Below are 19,259 nucleotides of genomic sequence, written 5' to 3'. Positions count from 1 at the left end.
CTTGTGATAATTGTTACTTCTTTAAGTTAACATATTGTAGATTTGTTAGTAAACGATTTCAAAGACTTGAAATCAAAAACTTTCTTGTGTTTCTCAACCCATTATGCTATCGGGTTAGCAATGGGCAAAATTAGTTTTTATCCAGGCTCTCCACTACCTTTAGGAGCAACTCAGCTTTCTTCTGACTGTTATCGTTTTGCGTTATTTTCTTCACAAGCTACTCAAGTGGTACTTGTTCTTGCTGATCAAAACTTACATACACAAGAAATTGTTTTGTCTCGCAAAGAAAACCGTACAGGGGCCATCTGGCACATAGAAGTGGAAGGAATTTCAGATCTATGGTCATATACTTTTCGTGTAGATGGTCCTGCAAGCCCTTTAGGCAGATTTGATTTTAAAAAATATCTTGCTGATCCTTATGCAAAAAACCTTCGTTCTCCACAAACTTTTGGCTCTATAAAAACTCCTGGAGACTATGCCTTTAGTTATTTAAAAAATGAAGAGTTTTCTTGGGAAGGAGATCGTTGTCTCAATTTACCTAAAGAAGAATCAATCATTTATGAAATGCATGTCCGCTCATTTACTTGGGATAATTCTTCTAAGTCACGTTATCCGGGAACGTTCCTAGGGATTATTGAGAAAATAGATTACCTAAAAAAGCTAGGGATTAATGCTATTGAGCTACTCCCTATTTTTGAATTTGATGAAACCTACCATCCTTTTCGCAAGGTAGACTTCCCCCACCTTTGCAACTACTGGGGGTATGCTTCAGTAAATTTTTTTCTCCGTGTCGACGCTATGCCTATGGGTCGGATCCTTGTGCACCTAGCCGAGAATTCAAAACTCTAGTCAAAGCCTTACACCAAGCAGGTATTGAAGTCATTCTTGATGTTGTTTTCAATCATACGGGATTAGAAAATACAACTTGTCCTCTACAGTGGATAGATCTTCCTTCTTATTACATAGTGGACTCCCAAGGAGAGTTTGCTAATTATTCAGGTTGTGGCAATACGGTAAATACGAACCACACGCCTACGACGCAATTGATTTTGGATTCCTTACGTTATTGGGTTCAGGAAATGCACGTAGATGGATTTCGTTTTGACCTTGCCTCTATATTCTCACGTGATCCTTCGGGGAAACCTCTTCCATTTTCCCCTGCTTTGCAAGCTATTAGCTATGATCCCATCCTTGCTGACACGAAAATTATTGCCGAACCTTGGGATGCGGCTGGCCTCTATCAATTAGGTTATTTCCCCACTTTACATTCCCGTTGGAGCGAATGGAATGGCCAATACCGCGACACAGTAAAAGCTTTTCTAAATGGCAATGACCAGCTGATTGGTACTTTCGCTTCAAGGATTTCTGGATCTCAAGATCTCTATCCTTATGGGTCTCCCTGTAATTCCATTAACTATATTTGTAGCCATGACGGCTTCACTTTGTATGACACTGTTGCTTATAATAACAAACATAACGAAGAAAATCAGGAAGGCAATTGCGACGGAAGTGATGCAAATTACAGTTATAATTTTGGAGAAGAAGGAGAAACGCAAAATCCACACATTATAGAATTACGCCAACGTCAAATGCGTAATTTCTTACTCACCCTATTCCTTTCTCAAGGAATACCCATGTTACAATCTGGAGATGAATACGGCCACACAGCAAAGGGCAATAATAATCGCTGGGCATTAGATACTGATGCCAACCATTTTCTTTGGGATAGACTATCTAACAATGCCTCTCTTGTCGACTTTGTCTGTCATGCTATTCACTTTAGAAAAAAGCACAAGGAAATCTTCAATCGAGGATTTCTCACTCAAGACAATATCACGTGGCTAGATGCTACTGCCAATCCCATACAATGGCATCCCGGCAAATTTTTAGCTTATGAACTCAAACAGGCGCGCTACAGCTTATTTACTGCGTTCTATACAGGAAAAGAGCAGATAAAAGTTCAGCTACCCAACTTAAGAGAGAATTTCATGCCTTATCAAAAAATAGCAGACAGCTCTTCTGGCTTTGTTTCTCAGCACTTACCAGAAAAAATAACTTTAGACCCTTACATGATGGTAGTTGCTATGAGCTATGCCAATCACCAGGATTAGCTAATTTCATTAGCTTCATCATTCCAGGATTCTATAACTACAAAATCGGCATTTTTATAGAATTTTTCAAGGATTTGACGTGCATTATAGCCTTCTACAGCAAGACGATCGACATTAGCTTTAAGCAAACCATCAGCATCAATGATTAATCCTTCAGGATTATCCACAATCAAGCGTGACGTCCAATCTACAGCATCTTCAACACCGTAGAATTGTTTGGTAGCTCCGTAACCACAATAATTGTCTTCATCTCCTGTCACATGCCAGAAATCCTGAGGATTTTTAGCGAGCAGCCTTTCATATAAAGCTGTTCTCTCTAAAATCACGCATGCGGACAAAGCTTCTTTATCTAATTCCTTGAGATATTTTGTAGAAAGAATGGATTTAAGATACTCTTCGACGGTAAGCTCGTTAGTGACAAGAATACAATGCTTATCCGTCTTATGGATGTATAGAGCCCCTTTGTACTGTAGTCCGTTGACAAATAATGAGGCCGAATCATCGATAGGTTCTATTTTCAAACATTGCACTCCAGGGAAGTTTTCTCCCCAACGCACTCCTCCATAAAGTGCATGAGCTGCGCAACGCAAACCATGCGGTGAGTGTTGTAACAATGTATTATCGCCATAAAGACGATAAGGACCTTTAGCTTCTATCAAGGCTGTTGTACTTTCATTCAGAAGAAGAACCCGGATTTTAGGTTCAGAAACAATAGGTTGCACCGTAAACGTATCAGAAACCTTAACTTCTGTGTACCCGGCTACACCCATACTGAAGGAAAGTCCCAAAAGGATGTACTTCAATATCTTCACTTTTCTTCTCCTAAACTCTGCAAATTATCCGAACACCTTTTCAAATGATTATAGGCAAGTTGGGTAACCATTCTCCCTCGGGATGTTTTCTTTAATAAACCTTTTAAAATTAAAAAAGGCTCATATACATCTTCTAAAGTTCTGACGTCTTCTCCTACGGCCACTGACAAAGTTTTAATTCCTACAGGACCACCCTGATAATAATTCATTATTGTAGTGAGGAGTTTAATATCAATCTCATTTAATCCCCACTCATCTATTAATAGCATAGCTAAAGCTTTTTCGGCTACGTCACTATTGATGCAATTCCCCTCGCGCATCTGTGCAAAATCGCGTACCCAACGCAAAAGGTTATTGGCTAACCTAGGTGTTCCTCTAGATCTTCGCGCAATTTCGTATAGAGCAGAAGCATCTGCATCAATCCCTAATAAATTTGACGATCGTCGAAGAATTGTCGCTAAATCTTCGTCGGAATAATACGCTACTCTGCCAGTAAAAGAAAAACGTGCGCGGAGAGGTTCGCTCAACATGCCGGATCGGGTTGTAGCTCCAACCAAACTAAAAGGAGCGAGATCTACAGAGACAGACCGTGCACCGGGACCTGAATCAATGGTGATGTCAATCTTATAGTCTTCCATTGCAGAGTATAAATACTCTTCAGCCACCTTTCCCATACGGTGGATTTCATCAATAAAGAAAACGTCCCCTTCTTGTAAACTCGTTAATAACCCTAATAAATCAGAGGGTTTAACTAATTGCGGGCCTGAAGCAACAAGCAGCCCTTTTCCTACTGTGTTTGCAACAATATGCGCGAGTGAGGTTTTCCCCAACCCCGGAGGACCGAAAAAAAGACAATGCCCAGGGACTTCCCCTCGTTGTATCGCAGCATTAAGAAACAACTCCAATCGTTCTGTAAGCTGAGCTTGACCGCAAAACTCTTTTAAACCCTTAGGCCTTAAAGAAACATCGAACTTTTTATCTTGATGTAAGACAGATACTTGATGTGTCATATATTACCGCATTTCCTTTAGTCTCACAAAGGATAGGAATTTCTGTCTTCTAAGAAATTTGCCCCCATCCTATGAGGATGATGTCTTTGAAGCCAGATCGAAGCACAGCATAGCTTATGTTTTTTTTCGAATTTTCACCACGCATTTGATCATCACAAGCAACATCCTTATACTCATGCCCATTCTATAGAGTCAACACAACTCATTTCGGAAAAAAACTCAAAACAATAGCTTACAAAATTTTGAAAACGACTAATTCAAGTCCACGCTCTCACAGACTAAGAAACTTATGCAAAGGACGATAATCGACATTAGCAATAAAACAAATCTTAAGAAAAATAAGATTTGCCTTTTTCCTATGGTATTATCTAACATCTCGTAGAGTCACATCAAACGCTATGTCTTTCTTCTTCAGAGAGACTAGATATGTTGTTTCAAAAGTTAAAAGACCTTTGAATTTTTTAGGTATTTGCATATACTGACAAAATGATGTATTCTATTGTCGCGCTCAAGAACTACATTTCCTGCATCGCATGAGAAGTAGTTCTATGAAGTCAAAACACTACGAAAACGTTCTATAGAATCTAAATATTAAGGTTTCTGAATGAGCATTAAAGAAGATAAATGGATTCGCAAAATGGCATTGGCTCATGGAATGATCGAGCCTTTTGCTGATGGTCAAGTAAATCTCAACCCAGAGACGGGAGAAAAGTTAATCAGCTACGGTTTGTCTAGCTATGGTTATGATCTTCGTTTGTCCCGAGAATTTAAGGTGTTCACTAACGTTTACAATTCTTTAGTTGACCCCAAACGTTTTACAGAAGACACATTCATTTCAATTACTGATGATGTGTGTATCATTCCTCCGAATTCATTTGCTCTCGCTCATAGTGTAGAGTATTTTCGCATTCCAAGAAATGTCTTAACAATGTGTATAGGAAAATCTACATATGCACGTTGCGGACTTATTGTTAATGTAACTCCTTTTGAGCCTGAATGGGAGGGTTACGTTACCATAGAAATTTCTAACACTACCCCCTTACCGGCAAAAATTTATGCCAACGAAGGCATTGCTCAGGTATTGTTCTTTGAAGCTGATGAGATATGTGAAGTGTCTTATGCTGAGAGAAAAGGTAAATATCAAAAACAGCAGGGAATTACAGTTCCTTTTGTTTAAAGTTTTACTATGCAAAAAGTTCACTGGCAGAAATGCCTTGACGAAATTGTGGTTAACTCTTGGTGGTTAGTCCTCTGCATGCTTATTAGTGGGTTTATGTATGATCGTGCTATTCGTGAGTTAAAACAAGAAGAGAGTCGATTACGAAAACGTGTATCGGAACTTCAAGAAAAAATTCTTTGTGCTGAAGAAGAACAAAAAGAGCTTCGACTGCATATTCAACACTGGGATAATCCTGTAGTGATTGAGTCTGCTTTGATTCGTAGATTAGGCTTGATTCCTAAGGGTTATACTAAAATATGTTTTTCTCCGGTTATAGAATCGAAGAGTACAGATTGAGAAGCGGGCATGATTCCTACTGCATTGATCCTTTTAATCATATTTTTCACTCTATGTTCTGGATTTGTTTCACTGTCGCAGATTGCACTGTTTTCTCTTCCTACTTCTTTAATTTCTCACTACAAGCGCTCTAGATATAAAAACCAGCAGTTAGTCGCTTCGCTACTCTCCCATCCCCATCATCTATTAATCACTCTGATTTTTCTTGATATTGGTTTAAATATTGGGATTCAAAACTGCGTGGCTATACTTGTTGGAGATCAAGCATCTTGGTTACTTATTGTAGGTTTCCCTCTAGCGCTAACTTTAGTTCTTTGTGAGATTTTGCCTAAAGCTGTAGCTCTACCTTATAACACACAAATCGCCTATTTTGTCGCTCCTTTGATTTTAGTCTTTACTAAAGTTCTTCGCCCCTTACTGTATTGGGCAATTAGTGGGATTAATTATGTTGTACAATGGATTCTTTCGTCTCAGAAAATGGATATTATCCAGCCTCAAGAGTTGAAAGAAGTTTTACAAAGTTGTAAGGACTTCGGTGTTGTCAATCAGGATGAAAGCCGTCTACTGTATGGTTATTTATCTCTGAGTGATTGTAGTGTAAAAGAGCGCATGAAACCCCGACAAGATGTGTTATTCTATGACATTCAAACGCCCCTAGATAATCTCTACGATCTATTTTCTGAGCAGCATTGCTCACGGGTTCCCGTATGCAATGATAACTTGCAAAACTTATTGGGCATCTGTACAGCAAAAGCTTTACTACTCCATGGGAAGCCTTTGCAGTCTTCCGAAGACCTTTTGCCCTTATTGAAAAAGCCTTACTATATGCCTGAAACCATATCAGCAAAAACAGCCTTATGTCATTTGGCTGCTGAAGGTGAAACTCTCGGTATGATTATTGATGAATATGGTTCTATTGAAGGATTGATTACGCAAGAAGACTTGTTTGAAATTGTTTCAGGGGAAATCATAGACCAACGAAGTGAAAAAGTTCTTTATACAATGTCTGGGAAAGATGTTATTATTGCCGCAGGGACTTTAGAGTTAAGTGACCTTAGTGAGATTTTTAATATTAATCTTCCCACGCATAACAATAGTGCAACTTTAGGAGGATGGTTAACTGAGCAGATGGAATCTATTCCAATCACAGGGACAAAGATCACTTGGAATAATCTTATGTTTCAAGTTTTGGATGCTGCGCCGAATCGTATACGCCGAGTCTATATAAGGAAAATGCATGACTGACTCTCCTTTCTTTTGGCTTGGAATTAATTTTCTATGCATTGTCCTTCAAGGATTTTATTCCATGATGGAAATGGCTTGCGTTTCTTTCAATCGCGTACGCTTGCAATATTATTTAACCAAAGATCATAAGAAAGCTCGTTATATTAATTTTCTTATTCGCCGTCCTTACCGCCTGTTCGGAACGGTAATGCTCGGTGTGAATATAGCGCTTCAAGTGGGCTCTGAATCATCGCGGAATTGTTATAAAGCTTTAGGTTTTTCCCCTGATTATGCTCCATTCACTCAGATTTTCCTTGTGGTCATTTTTGCTGAACTTCTTCCGTTAACGATATCACGTAAGGTTCCTGAGAGATTAGCGCTTTGGGGTGCCCCCATCTTATATTACTCCCACTATGTATTTTATCCCTTAATTCAGTTTATAGGTAGTCTCACTGAAGGACTTTATTACCTTTTAAACATCAAGAAAGAAAAACTGAACTCCACGTTAAGTCGTGATGAATTTCAAAAAGCTTTAGAAACACATCATGAAGAACAAGACTTTAATGTGATTGCGACAAATATTTTCTCTTTAAGTGCAACATCCGCAGATCAAGTCTGTCTTCCCCTAGATCAGGTGACGATGTTGCCTTCTACAGCAAATGCGAAAGATTTACGCCGTAAGATTAAAAATACTGATATGGAATTTATCCCTGTTTATCACAAGGTACGTAAAAATGTGATAGGCATAGCGCTTCCCAAAGATTTTGTAAACAAACGCCCTGATGATGCTTTAATTCACAACCTCCATTCACCCTGGTTCATTACAGCAAAATCTAAATTAATACGTATCTTAAAAGAGTTTAGGGATAATCGTTCTAGTGTTGCTGTTGTTTTGAATTCCTCTGGAGAACCTATGGGAATTCTGAGTTTAAGTGCGATTTTTAACATCCTATTTAATACGACGAACATTGCGCAACTAAAACCTAAAACTGTCTCTGTAATAGAAAGAACATTCCCTGGAAATACGCCCCTAGAAGACCTACAAAAAGAGTTGGGTATTGAACTTACACGTTATGGAGTAGAAACCCTAGCACAATTAGTGTTACAATTGTTAGATACCCCTGCTGAAATTGGTACATCCGTAATTACGGATAACCTTCTTTTAGAAGTTAAAGAAGTTTCATTATATGGCATTAAAAGTGTCTCAATTAAGAATCTGCTCTCGTAGGTCTTACCAAGCATCTTTTAATCGAGTAACTACCTTGACAATCTTTTCTATAGCCAAATCCAGATCTTCCTGAGCTAATAAATGAGAGAAAGAAAACCTTAACGTGGCTGTAGCAACATCCTGTTCCATGTTCATAGCAACTAAGGATTTAAAAGCTGTAGTAGCTCCAGAAGAACATGCAGAACCATAGCCACAGGCGATACCTTCGATATCTAAAGCGATTTGCATGACCTCACCTTCTAAAGGAGGGAAAGCTATAGCGGAAATATTATTCACTCGAGGTTGATGCTCACAATGAATATGCATCTCAGGAATATGTTCTTTCAGACGTTTTTCAAAGTTATTGCGATAATGTGCAATTCTTTCGGCTATTTCTTCCTGCTGTTTCTCTAACATGGTGAAAATATAAAACAGCGAAGCTATACCCCAGAGATTTTCTGTTCCTGAACGTACTCCTCCTTGCTGACCACCGCCCCAAATTAAAGGAGCGACCTTCACCCCTGAAGAGATAAGAAGAGCACCTATTCCTGAGAGTGCATGAAACTTATGTCCACTGAAGGCAACCATAGTCACGCCTTGAGGAATACTCACCCTCTCTCTACCTATAATAGCTGTAGCATCTACAATAAATTGTAGATGACGTTCGTTAGCGATCTGTGCTATTGCCTCTATATGGATTTTTGCGCCAATTTCGCTATTTACCCAACCCAAAACAATAGCGGAAGTGGTTGGGCGAATCGCGGCTTCTATTTGCTGAGGACTAACTACACAACTTCCTTGTTCGGGATCTAAATAGGAAACGGAAAGATCAGCATGTTTTAAAGGCTCGATAATCGCCGGATGTTCACTACTACAGGTAATGACATGACTGCCTTTAGGAAGGCTAGCAATAGCAAGATTCAAACTTTCTGTGGCACTTGACGTATAAATTATCTTTCCAGGAAAAGACAGAACTCTCTGAATTAAACCGGTAGTATCATGAATGAGTTTTCGAGATTTCTTTCCGGCACTATGGACGCTTGAAGGATTCGCATAAATGCCCTGACTAAACAGTTGCTGTAGAAAATCTAAAAGCCCCGGCTCCAAAGAAGCCATAGCGTTATTATCCAAATAAATCATTACAAAGTTCCTTAAAACGGATACTATTGTATTCGGACTAACACTATGGTAACGTTATCGGATCCCCCACGACTATTGGCTAGAGAAATTAAAATATTCCCCCCCTCTTCTAAAGTCGTAGTTTGAAGTAAAATATCCCGAATATCTGCATCGGAAACCATATTTGTCAAACCGTCAGAGCAAAAGACAAACAAATCTTCTTTCTCGTAAGAAATATCCCGAATATCGGGGGTAACATAGGGACGACTTCCCAAAACATTAGTCAGAATATGACGGTAAGGATACACCTTATCTAATTGTTTAGAAAGTCCATAACGATTTTTTAACTGATTTGCTAGGGAATGATCTTCTGTTAAACACGCAAGCTCATCCCCTCTCAAGCGATAAATCCGGCTATCTCCCACATGGAGTAACCAAGCTTTTTCTCGAAAAAACTGCATAAAACTTAATGTCGTTCCCATGCCGCGAAGCCGCGTTTCCATAAGACTATGCTCATAAAGCGTATCATTAACTTCGGAAAGGATGACCTTCAGCGCCTCGCGATATTGATCATCCTTAAACTCAGCTAAATAGGGTTGTCGAGCATCTATCAACTCCATGAGACTGAAAATCGCTTCATGAGAAGCTACATCTCCTCCGGAGCATCCTCCCATACCATCGGCAATAGCCACAGCTCTCGAAGAAAGATTTACCTGCCAAAAATCCTCATTTCGGGAGCGAACCATCCCTATGTCGCTAAGACCAAAATAATCAAAATCTACAGTATTTTGCATGAAAACTATCAGTTACTAAACGCAAGTATAAATTAGAGATTTTCTGACACTTGCTTAGGTCAATCAATAGAAAATTATAACTAAATATTCTTCTTGGAATATACCAAAACAATAATATTTAGAAAATTTTTTATATTTAGTTTTCTACTTTTTTAGATACGAGATAATACTAATAAGCTAAAATAGAAGGGGGTGAGTCTTAGCGCATATCCGAGTAAGTTAGTGAATTCTGATTGGCAACTTTCATAATATAACCTGATACAGTCAAACAATTTACATGATTTGGCATACCCAATGTTCATACAGCCATCACCACAACAATTGTTCAAGGCACTTAGTCCGTCCATAAATACACCTTAGTCCTACTCTGGTGTATTAAAAATCCATGAGAAAAGCATCGTGGCGTGCATTTTCAGTCTTGCGGCTGCGATCATTTTATCCAGTATGATCTTTGCCATAGCCTATCCTTCAGCAGTATTTATTATAGTTTTATCGCTAGCCGTTAGCTTAATGATTCTATGTTGTCTTTTGGATTTCATAAATACGAAAACTTCCTCCATGCCACCTGTACAGCAGAGCTCTTTTAACTGCGGTGATCTGCTGACCAAAGACTACCCATATCAACCTATCACAGTCCAATCAGTTGTTACAGAACCTACTGTTATTACAGAGCCTGCTATAGTGAAAGAACCTACGCTCCCCCCTACATATGATGAGTTGTTAGATACTTTATGGACAGAAGCTCGGTGGCGTGATCTCCCTGACCAGATACGTCCCCTACCCGATAGCATACAGCAAGCTGTATGGCGGCTAAATCGCCATCCTGACATTATTTTAATCTCGACAGTGGGAGATGTTACACTACCAAGAACAACCTCTAAGTGCACATTAATGATGGTCAATCCTACAAATACTGCAATGACGAGAGAAGACGTATTTTGGGGACGTTATACCTTCTATAAAACCGTCGGCGGGGATTGCTGGAACCAAGCGAAACAGACCGCCACAAAGAATTCCTATTTAGCTCCAGGGACCTGCTCTAAAAAATGTCGCTGGGAAACTATTGATGAGTCTAGAAATCCTCCAAATACAGGTTTACCCTTTTGGTTTTCCCATGTCTACAACCCTCCATCCCCTGAATGCTATACTCCCCTACAGTCATTTGAAATATGTAAAGAAACCTATATACAATGCTTTGAAGAAGCGATTTTAGGGGAAAACCCCGCCACCATGGTGCAAATCCCTCTATTATTCTCAGAGTCGATCCGAAGAGACCCATATGATGGTGATTTTCCTTTTGATCATCCATATCTAAAAGCAGCAAAAGCTGCTCGCGTAGTCGCCCTCCAAGAATTTTCTGAGAGACATCCTAACACTTCCTTAACCGTAGTGGTAGTCAGGAAGGAAGGCATGCCTATAGAACATTCTTATGAACGAACTGATAATTAATGAAATTATATACTTATAAATAAAAGACTTAAAACATCTTTTGTATTAAAAAATATAGAATCATTTTATTTTTTTAAGGTTATTATGACTATATCTCCTGCATCTTCAGAGACCTCATTGAATACTCTTGGAGTAGATCAACAACCACCCGTCACTCTCCAATCATATGATAGGGGATCAAAAAAGGTACGTAACCTTTCCCTTCTTGTGGTTACCATTGGAACACTTGTCGCTGCTGCGGGTATATCCGCTGCGGTAGTTACCGGGATAGAAGCTTTATGAGCTATACCTGTAGCTGCGTTGGTTCTTTCCGTAGTTGTCATCCTAGCTATTATCCAGAGGTCTCGAGCTAAGTTATCCTTCACGCCTTTTGAAGAATCTAGCCAAGGCCCAGTTTTAGGGTTTGCTAATACAGAGCCTGATTTCGCTCAAGGATTAGGATCAGAGCTTCTTAGACAAGATTAACACGTACATTTTCTGTTCTAAACAAGAAAGATGAATGAACCCAGACAAGCGTCTGGGTTCTTTTTTTGTCATCAAGCCTTTACAAATAGAAGCTCGAAGACGATGAGATTTCTGGTGTCTTTGCTTAAAATACTCTCTAGACTTTATCACTGATAACAACAATAAGTGGCTCTTAATTAAGAGACTTATTATTATATTTTTGCTAGCATGACTCCGCAAAACGTTATTTGAGGTGAACATTATGACAACGTCTATACCCACATCGACAGAAAATAACCCATTTCTAAACTCTGTCTCAACTTCACACACACAGACTCCAGAACCTCTTCGCAAAATAAATAAACTCACAATCCTCTCAATTGTTACAATAGTAGCTACTACGTTATGCACCGCTGCTGGTATCATTGGTGCGATTGTAACCGGCATCAGTGGTCTTTTCGCCCTACCCGTAGTCACCATACTTCTTGCTATAGCTGTGTTAGTTGCAATTCATAAGAACCGTTCTAGTAAAGAACTCTCCATACAACAGCCATCTCCGAGTACCCCCCCCCATAACACCAACCCAGTCTCAAACAGCTAGCGAGACTAAAGACAGTGAAGCACCTCGTCCGGCTACGCTTGAAGAGCTCATGGCAATGGACTCTCACACTCCAAGAACGATCAAGCTTGAAGATGTCGTAGTATCTGAATAGCCTTCCGCAGTACATGAAGAGAGTCAGTTTGATCTCACTCAAGAACACTCAATATCGACGCAAAGTAGCAGATCAGCAAGTTCATGCACTCTCAGACTGAAACTGTGGAGTTGTTTGCGAAACATCCCCTGTCCGCAAAATTGCGGGTAGGGGGAGTATCTCTTCATCAAATCTCCTAGATATCTTACCTCAGCACTCCTAGTTTTCTTGTAAGCAAATGTATTAAATAGACTTTGCATAAAACCGTGCTTAATATTATGAATCGATAGAAAAAGACATTGTAAGGATAAGCATAGTAATGAAATGGTTTCTTTCTATTCTTGTATTCTCATCCCCTGCATTATTAATTCCCGGGTGCACGTTAATCCCTAAAGACTGGGAATGTCCCTGCGAATACCACAATGCGGATTCTTCTTTATCAAAATAACAAAAATCCAGGGCATGGTGATCTCGAGTTTCCTAGGATTATGAGTCGGGACTTGTTTTTATTTTTTTCTTTGTTATAACTTAACAAAGGTAATAAGTTAGCAGCCCCATTCATGAGGAAAATAGAGATCCTTGCAAAAGGAAAGAGGGCTTTATAAAATGAAATCCCATACTCTAAGGGTATGCGTCAATGTAAGGACAGCAATTATGCGAAAACTACTTTTATTAGTTTCTTGTGGACTTTTGTCTATCAACCTAACTAGCTGTTCTCTACCAGCATCAGGAAGCTATCACCCTAAGCTGTATAAATCAGGAAGTAAGGCAAAAGGTGTTGTGGCTATGCTGCCTGTGTTTTATCGTGCTGGAAAAGCCTCAGAAGCCCTTCCATGGAACTTACAAGCAGAATTCACACAGGAAATTAGCAAGAGATTCCATGCCTCTGATAAAGTATTTTTAATTAAACATACCGCGTCTCCACAGGTCATTTCACAGTTTTATTCCCCTGTGATTCCTGAGTTTTCTCCTCAAGCAGTAGTAGAATTTCTTCCGGCGGAGTTTATTGTCGCTACAGAGCTTCTGGAGCAAAAAACTTCTCAAGATGCGTTTGGTCACGACTCCATAACAGCATCTGTTCGTGTGCGTGTTTTTGATATTCGTCACAACAAGGTTTCTTTGATTTATCAAGAAATTATTGAATCTAGCCAACCTCTTGCTACAACAACTAGCGATTATCATCGTTATGGGTGGCAAACAAAAAATTTTGAAGCAACACCTATGGGTCTGATGCACAACCGTCTATTTCGAGAAGTTGTCGCCAGAGTTGAAGGCTATGTTTGTGCAAATTATTCGTAACTTATGACGCATTCTTGGTTATTCCTTCTTGTATTGCTAGCTTTAGCAGCAATAGCATCAAGAAACTTTTTTGTTTGGCCGAAACCTGCAGAAAAAAACCCTATACAACTACAACATGTTCTTATTGGAGTTGTTCTTTTGTTTCTTCCAGGATGGATTCCTTGGATTACTGGATCACATTCTGAAGCCGCAGCACGCTCACTTCATGGAATATTTTTGGCATGTGCATTTATCTTTTATCTCTTAGGTCTACCTATTGAAATTACAAGAAGTGCGATTTATTCAGGGAACAAACCTGAGGCAACTTTTTTTCAAGCTATAGGCTCTGCCCTGCGGATGTGGGTAATTGTTATTCCTGTTACGCAAATCATCGGTTTGGTACTCAACAAAGGGCTGACGCTCATCATGCCTCTAGAAGCTCTAGAAGAACAAACGCTCACGCAAGAAGTTCAAAACACCTTAACATCAACAGTGTATGATCACGGATTTATTTTCAGCTTAGGGATTTTGATCCCCTTTGCTGAGGAGATATTTTTCAGAGGTTTCCTACAAACCTTTCTGAAAAATAAAATGAATAGAATTTATGCCCTTCTTTATTCCTCGGTACTCTTTGCTCTTACTCACGTAGAGCATTCCTGGGGGAGCTTAGTGTTTGTCCCCGTGCTTCTTGTCTTTTCTCTATTTACAGGATTTCTGTATGAAAAAGAACGTCATATTGCGGCGCCTATAGCACTGCATATACTATTTAACTCTACGAATATTGGAATGCTATCTGTAAGATAACTAGAGAGAAAAAGAGTAAGTTGGAGAACACTCCTAGCAAAAGAAAGCACTTCTTAGGGCTGCTACCTTCCAGTCCTGACCCGGTTCGTAGGCCTCTTCTCTTAAAAGGTCCCCAACTTACTGCTCCTTGATATCATACTTGGTGAATTTTGCTAAAGAGGAAACCCTCAGGAAAACAGCCTATTTTCCTCGTTTTTCTTCAAGTTTAGCAAGAGCCCACGCCTGCCTGGCTTCTTCATAAGAAATGGTTGTACTCGTGTCGAAAACATGAGGAGCCCTACGACGGATTTTAGCGAAAGCTTCGCTAACAATCGCCCCGACTGAAGACATGCCTAGTAACTCCATCTTAAAACATAATAACAACACGAGTGTAAGGACATCACCAGCTTCAGAGGTCACCTCCTCAACAGAGTGCCCTTCATGAACAGCTTCACAAAGCTCCTGACACTCTTGAAGAATATGACTGATTATCGAATCAAAATCTTGACGATCTGTCCAAGGACAGACACCATCTAAGACCATTTTTCTAACAAGCTTTAGCAACTGAGAAAAATCTATATTTTTCATGAACTTCAAACCTGTATAAGTTCAGAATGAAAGGTAGCATAAGGATGCTCTAATAACCATGCCTTGATTTTCCTATGCCCAGAAGAAAAAGGTAAAGAATCTATACTATCTAAAGGATAGAGAAGCTCTGCTTTTGGCTTGGATTTTGCATAAAAAATTTTGGGAATCAGGTGTACCTTATAGTGAGTAAATGCATGACGTTGTTCTTCGAGTTCCCCAGCAAAAACCAAGGGAGCCTGTACGTACTCTTCCATGTCGTGCACTAATCCATCTATGTCCGAAAGATCTTCCAAAGACTTCACCTCTATATAAGGGAATTCGTACAACCCGGCCATCATCTCCTCGGGTTTTCTCTGTTCAAGAACAATACAATCGTTATACAGAACAATGGCTACCCAACGAAATAGCGTCACAGTTTTTTTCCTAGCATGACGTACAGGAAGAGATTTTTGTCTTCCTTCTTTAAAAGCGCCACAAATAGACTGTAAAGGACAAATATCACACTTAGGAGCACGTTTACAAATACACGCTCCGAGTTCTATCAAAGCTTCAGCAATAACTTGAGGATCTTCCGCAGGCAAAAAGGACAAAACAATTCTAAATACCCATGTTTTCGTAGACTCTAAATCTATAGAAGCATCTATCAAAAATACTCTACTGATTACACGTAGTACATTGCCATCGACCGCTGCGGTTCTTCTTTTAAAAGCAAATGCTAGAATGGCGTGTACTGTATAAGGACCTAAACCTTTTATCTGCATTAAATCTAAAGGATCATCAGGAAGCTTCCCACCAAAATCTGTCATGACCATGCGCGCGCCATGCAAAAGATTTCGGACTCGCGTATAATATCCCAGGCCTTCCCAGGCCTTAATCACGTCCTCCTCATTAGCTGTAGCTAACGATTCTATGGTAGGAAATTTTTTCATCCATTCAATAAAATATTTTACTACAACCTCCGCTCGAGTTTGCTGAAGCATAACTTCAGAAACCCATACGTTGTAAGGCGAAGGATCGTCTCTCCAAGGAAAGCTACGTTTATTCTCTATAAACCATTGTTTTAACTTTCCTATAGGAAAATTCTTCGCCCTTTCAGAAAAAGCTATCTTTGTCATACAAATTCTCGTAAAATTTTACCTAGGTTTTAATTTTTGCCACACTTTATGGAAGAATTCTCATGGGTTGCGCAGCACGAAGAAAGATTGTCATCTTTCTTGCGTTCACGGCTGCCCGATTACAAAAAACACATCATCATGGATTCGGTCCGTTATCACGGTTGTCGTGTAAATGGTCGTGTGGAAAGATTCGAGTCTTATAGAGTGCAACCTGGAGATCGCATTACTCTTACTGTGCAAACAAGATTAGAGCCACAAATCCTTTGGGAAGATGCGCACTGCTGCATTTATAATAAGCCTTCGCACACCTCTACGGAAGATCTTGCAAAAATCACCAGACTCAATATTGTCCATAGGCTAGATAGAGACACAACGGGGTGTATCTTATTCGCCAAACATGCCAGTGCTGCTAATGCCCTCTCAGAATTATTCAAGAAACGAAAAATACATAAACAATACACTGCTTTAGTTTTTGGTCATCCAAAAAAATCCTCAGGAACCGTAATTTCTTATACTGCTCCTAAATCTCGTCGTTGTGGCTCGGTAATTTTTGGAAATACCCCCAAGAATCAAGGGAAATTAACGATCACACAGTGGTCTATTCTTCGTACTTATAAACAGTACACCCTCATGCGATGTGAACCGATCACAGGAAGAACCCACCAGATCCGTCTGCATATGCAGACACTAGGCCATCCGATTGTAGGCGATGTAGATTACGGCAGAAAAGAACAACCGAAACATGTATTTCGTCCGTTATTACATGCTCACGCCTTAACCTTCACATCGCCTTTTTCAAAAGAAAAGGTAGCAGTAACTGCCTCTACTTCTGGAGATCCTCGAGAAGAGGCGCCTCATTTGCTCATTAACTAAATCCTAGTCTTTTCTTCTATTTTTGACAGGAGTAGAAGCTTTATTGACTCCCTTCTCCACTGTTGTCTTGAACGTGCGGGTCTTTACAGTGATCGAGTCGATCTCCGTGTAGATTTTGCGCAGTTCGGGGACGCGCTCCCTCTTGTTCATAATTGCGACCTGTGGAACTCGATCTAGACCGAGCCAACTGGAGCCCGGAAGCTGTAGATTGTGTGACTATAGGTGCTTGCTGCTGCCTCATAGGTTGTTGCGTGACAACAGAATTTTTTCGGATCCCTGCTAATAACATCCATTTTCTAGAGATTCTCTGTAAAACCTCTTGTTTGGATTCTTGACTAAGATTTTGCATATTTTCCATTTCTTCATGACGCTTGTCAAAACACCTCTTAGCAAGATTAAGGTAAGGGTTTTCCTGAGGTTCTTGGTGCAACTGACTTTACGTACGCTCATTTATCAAACGACGATTATTGATGTCGTTAAATAACGTACGCATCTCTGACCTATCGTATATTCTTGATTCTTCAACAGGAATCTCATCAGATACGATGGTGATACCACGATAGGCTAAAATCATGCACATGATTGTCTTAAGTCGCTCACATTCAGCCAAACCTGTCTTCCACCATGAGAGGCTTTCATTAAAATTTTCCCTAAATCTTGCATAACATAGGCAGAGGTAACCACTCCTAAAGATCCTATTCCTGAATGCCGACGAGAAATCACAGAAAGATCGGGAAGACTAAGAGCTAGTTTTTCCATATCAAAATCTGAAACAACCATAACATCTTCATCCCCTAGCCATTCATGAAGAATACGCACGCACTGCCCCAACTGTACACTATCGATATCGCAAGAACTTCCCATTCCTGAAACAAACACTGATCGTAAAAAGGTGTTCTTTAAAATACAGTTATACCCTTGTGCAGCACAACACCACATCGTATTGGTTTTATCTTTCAAAATCCTGGGCAAGTCTCTAGAACATTTACTACATTCTTCTCGAATCTGCTCCAAAGAAGGCAACCTAACTGTGGCATTTCCTGACAAGAGAGCGACTAGATCCACTCCTAAACGACTCAAAGCCAAAAGCAATATCGTACTAGAATACTCATTTTCTATACGTTGCAGCTCTTCCTCTAAATCTCTTCTAATATCAACTTCTACTCCGCAGAAATTTCCAAATAGACCACACAAAAATCTTCCTACAGCTCCACAGCCATACTCTCCTTCGCTACATCCACATCCAGGACAACAACAATTTCTCTCACAGTGCCTATGACAGTAATCGTAACAGAACCTTCCGCTAAGTTGAGCGCGTTCGCTATTGACAGCAGCAGAAATAAGAGAGGCTAAAGACACGGCAGCAACACCTGCGGGTCCAGCTAACCCCCCTAATGACTCGACGAGTTGCATCACCCTCCCCACGCTAGAAGAACCTCTCCTGTTTCTAGCTGATAAGTTCATTAAAGCTGAAATCAATAGCTCCATATGCGCAGGGTCTTGTCCTTGAATTGTATTGACAAACCCTTGCGCACCTTGTGCCTGGGAAGGCATGCCAGCAATGTACTGGAGTAAGGAAAGAAGTTCCTGGGAGTGTTGACCTGACGTTCCCCCAATACTTTGCATAAGCATATCTAATAACGCTTGATTGTTCCCTACTGTCTGCACTACACCACTAGCTTCAGGCTGTGTGATAATCGCAGGAGGCAGTATCGTCGGCCTTCCGGCTCCCTGACGTAGAGAACCCGCTCCTAAAGACCCTAGAGAACTTTGGCTTTGAAGCGTGTTGAGTAATAATAGCAAATACTGTTGTTGCGGACCGGAAAGTCCCGAGGCACCTTGAAGTAAATGCGCAAGTACTTGTTCTCTTTGACCTAAAGCACCACCAACACTTTGCATGAGCATATCTAACAACGCTTGATTATTCCCCACTGTTTGCACTACACCATGGGCACTCGGCTGTGTCGTAATCACAGGAGGGGTCGTTGTCGTTCTTCTAGCTATCCGATGTGCTGAATTGAAACCGGAACTCTGCAATAACTCATACACATTCTGATTCACACCTCCATCATTAGGTTGTGCTCCTCCACGCAGCATAGACATAAAATTAGAAGTCTCTAATGTTCTTGATCTACCATCATCAAAAGTAAAAGCGGGGTTGCTATTACCTGCACTTGTGGGTACTGTCATTTCTATGTCTCCTTGATTAAAATAACTCATACAGGGAATTTAACCCGAAGTCAT

Annotated in this window: 19 protein-coding genes, 1 other RNA gene and 2 pseudogenes; 12 read left to right on the top strand and 10 right to left on the bottom strand. The window is 40.1% G+C overall.

The window, feature by feature from the left end:
* Positions 1-120: 120 nt before the first annotated feature.
* A pseudogene (locus CHAB577_RS02110) lies at positions 121-2,111 on the top strand (glycogen debranching protein).
* Here the strand turns inward: CHAB577_RS02110 and CHAB577_RS02105 are convergent.
* Both CHAB577_RS02105 and ruvB read right to left on the bottom strand, forming a co-directional pair.
* Positions 2,108-2,923, bottom strand: a complete 816-nt coding sequence (locus CHAB577_RS02105) for a SpoIID/LytB domain-containing protein (RefSeq protein ID WP_006344042.1) — start codon at positions 2,921-2,923, stop codon at positions 2,108-2,110. The pseudogene CHAB577_RS02110 and the gene CHAB577_RS02105 sit on opposite strands and share 4 nt — an antisense overlap.
* Positions 2,920-3,933 (bottom strand): Holliday junction branch migration DNA helicase RuvB, encoded by a 1,014-nt coding sequence (gene ruvB, locus CHAB577_RS02100; protein WP_011097036.1) that lies wholly within the window; start codon positions 3,931-3,933, stop codon positions 2,920-2,922. The genes CHAB577_RS02105 and ruvB overlap by 4 nt, the downstream gene beginning before the upstream one ends.
* 604 nt (positions 3,934-4,537) lie before the next feature.
* On the opposite strand from ruvB, the gene dcd reads away from it, so the two are divergent.
* The 4 genes from dcd to CHAB577_RS02075 are packed head-to-tail and all read left to right on the top strand — an operon-like array spanning position 4,538 to position 7,901.
* Positions 4,538-5,110: a dCTP deaminase gene (gene dcd, locus CHAB577_RS02090; RefSeq protein WP_011097035.1), complete on the top strand. Its 573-nt coding sequence runs from the start codon at positions 4,538-4,540 to the stop codon at positions 5,108-5,110.
* Between the two features lie 9 nt (positions 5,111-5,119).
* Positions 5,120-5,449 (top strand): membrane protein, encoded by a 330-nt coding sequence (locus CHAB577_RS02085; RefSeq protein WP_011097034.1) that lies wholly within the window; start codon positions 5,120-5,122, stop codon positions 5,447-5,449.
* A 9-nt stretch (positions 5,450-5,458) separates the two neighbouring features.
* Positions 5,459-6,694 carry a hemolysin family protein gene (locus CHAB577_RS02080; protein ID WP_011097033.1) on the top strand — a complete coding sequence of 412 codons (1,236 nt, stop codon included), beginning with the start codon at positions 5,459-5,461 and terminating at the stop codon, positions 6,692-6,694.
* Positions 6,687-7,901 carry a CNNM domain-containing protein gene (locus CHAB577_RS02075; protein ID WP_011097032.1) on the top strand — a complete coding sequence of 405 codons (1,215 nt, stop codon included), beginning with the start codon at positions 6,687-6,689 and terminating at the stop codon, positions 7,899-7,901. Before CHAB577_RS02080 ends, CHAB577_RS02075 begins: the two co-directional genes overlap by 8 nt.
* Before the next feature lie 3 nt (positions 7,902-7,904).
* Here CHAB577_RS02075 and CHAB577_RS02070 read toward each other — a convergent pair whose 3' ends face one another.
* Positions 7,905-9,020 (bottom strand): cysteine desulfurase family protein, encoded by a 1,116-nt coding sequence (locus CHAB577_RS02070; protein WP_011097031.1) that lies wholly within the window; start codon positions 9,018-9,020, stop codon positions 7,905-7,907.
* Positions 9,021-9,043: 23 nt separating this feature from the next.
* Positions 9,044-9,793, bottom strand: coding sequence for a PP2C family protein-serine/threonine phosphatase (locus CHAB577_RS02065; protein ID WP_006344035.1), 750 nt, complete (start codon positions 9,791-9,793; stop codon positions 9,044-9,046).
* A 381-nt stretch (positions 9,794-10,174) separates the two neighbouring features.
* On the opposite strand from CHAB577_RS02065, the gene CHAB577_RS02060 reads away from it, so the two are divergent.
* From CHAB577_RS02060 to CHAB577_RS02040, 6 genes and pseudogenes are all read left to right on the top strand, one after another.
* Positions 10,175-11,242 carry a hypothetical protein gene (locus CHAB577_RS02060; RefSeq protein WP_306689452.1) on the top strand — a complete coding sequence of 356 codons (1,068 nt, stop codon included), beginning with the start codon at positions 10,175-10,177 and terminating at the stop codon, positions 11,240-11,242.
* Positions 11,243-11,326: 84 nt separating this feature from the next.
* Positions 11,327-11,707, top strand: a pseudogene (locus CHAB577_RS05330) (hypothetical protein).
* Positions 11,708-11,948: 241 nt separating this feature from the next.
* Positions 11,949-12,287, top strand: a complete 339-nt coding sequence (locus CHAB577_RS02050; protein WP_231908351.1) for a hypothetical protein — start codon at positions 11,949-11,951, stop codon at positions 12,285-12,287.
* A gap of 410 nt (positions 12,288-12,697) precedes the next feature.
* Complete coding sequence (locus tag CHAB577_RS05320) at positions 12,698-12,826, top strand: hypothetical protein (RefSeq protein WP_257614961.1); 129 nt, start codon at positions 12,698-12,700, stop codon at positions 12,824-12,826.
* A gap of 206 nt (positions 12,827-13,032) precedes the next feature.
* Positions 13,033-13,677: a CT253 family lipoprotein gene (locus tag CHAB577_RS02045; RefSeq protein WP_035395288.1), complete on the top strand. Its 645-nt coding sequence runs from the start codon at positions 13,033-13,035 to the stop codon at positions 13,675-13,677.
* A 3-nt stretch (positions 13,678-13,680) separates the two neighbouring features.
* Positions 13,681-14,460 carry a CPBP family intramembrane glutamic endopeptidase gene (locus tag CHAB577_RS02040; protein ID WP_011097029.1) on the top strand — a complete coding sequence of 260 codons (780 nt, stop codon included), beginning with the start codon at positions 13,681-13,683 and terminating at the stop codon, positions 14,458-14,460.
* A 16-nt stretch (positions 14,461-14,476) separates the two neighbouring features.
* Here the strand turns inward: CHAB577_RS02040 and ffs are convergent.
* From ffs to mutY, 3 genes are all read right to left on the bottom strand, one after another.
* Positions 14,477-14,577, bottom strand: an RNA gene (gene ffs / locus CHAB577_RS02035) — signal recognition particle sRNA small type.
* A 63-nt stretch (positions 14,578-14,640) separates the two neighbouring features.
* Positions 14,641-15,027 carry a MazG nucleotide pyrophosphohydrolase domain-containing protein gene (locus CHAB577_RS02030; protein WP_041461323.1) on the bottom strand — a complete coding sequence of 129 codons (387 nt, stop codon included), beginning with the start codon at positions 15,025-15,027 and terminating at the stop codon, positions 14,641-14,643.
* A gap of 5 nt (positions 15,028-15,032) precedes the next feature.
* Positions 15,033-16,142 (bottom strand): A/G-specific adenine glycosylase, encoded by a 1,110-nt coding sequence (mutY, locus tag CHAB577_RS02025; RefSeq protein WP_006344029.1) that lies wholly within the window; start codon positions 16,140-16,142, stop codon positions 15,033-15,035.
* A gap of 48 nt (positions 16,143-16,190) precedes the next feature.
* Here mutY and CHAB577_RS02020 point away from each other — a divergent pair, with 48 nt between their 5' ends.
* The gene (locus CHAB577_RS02020; protein ID WP_006344028.1) at positions 16,191-17,015 is read left to right on the top strand and encodes an RluA family pseudouridine synthase; all 825 of its coding nucleotides are present in this window, start codon (positions 16,191-16,193) and stop codon (positions 17,013-17,015) included.
* A gap of 40 nt (positions 17,016-17,055) precedes the next feature.
* On the opposite strand, the gene CHAB577_RS05230 is transcribed toward CHAB577_RS02020, so the two are convergent.
* From CHAB577_RS05230 to CHAB577_RS02015, 3 genes are all read right to left on the bottom strand, one after another.
* Complete coding sequence (locus CHAB577_RS05230; protein ID WP_231908350.1) at positions 17,056-17,364, bottom strand: hypothetical protein; 309 nt, start codon at positions 17,362-17,364, stop codon at positions 17,056-17,058.
* Between the two features lie 87 nt (positions 17,365-17,451).
* Complete coding sequence (locus CHAB577_RS05225) at positions 17,452-17,595, bottom strand: hypothetical protein (protein WP_231908349.1); 144 nt, start codon at positions 17,593-17,595, stop codon at positions 17,452-17,454.
* A complete protein-coding gene (locus CHAB577_RS02015; RefSeq protein WP_232500315.1) occupies positions 17,586-19,205 on the bottom strand; it encodes a hypothetical protein in 1,620 nt (539 codons plus the stop codon). The genes CHAB577_RS05225 and CHAB577_RS02015 overlap by 10 nt, the downstream gene beginning before the upstream one ends.
* Positions 19,206-19,259 lie beyond the last annotated feature (54 nt).

The organism is Chlamydia abortus (assembly GCF_002895085.1).
GTDB lineage: Bacteria > Chlamydiota > Chlamydiia > Chlamydiales > Chlamydiaceae > Chlamydia > Chlamydia abortus.
This window is presented reverse-complemented; position numbering and strand designations above follow the sequence as displayed.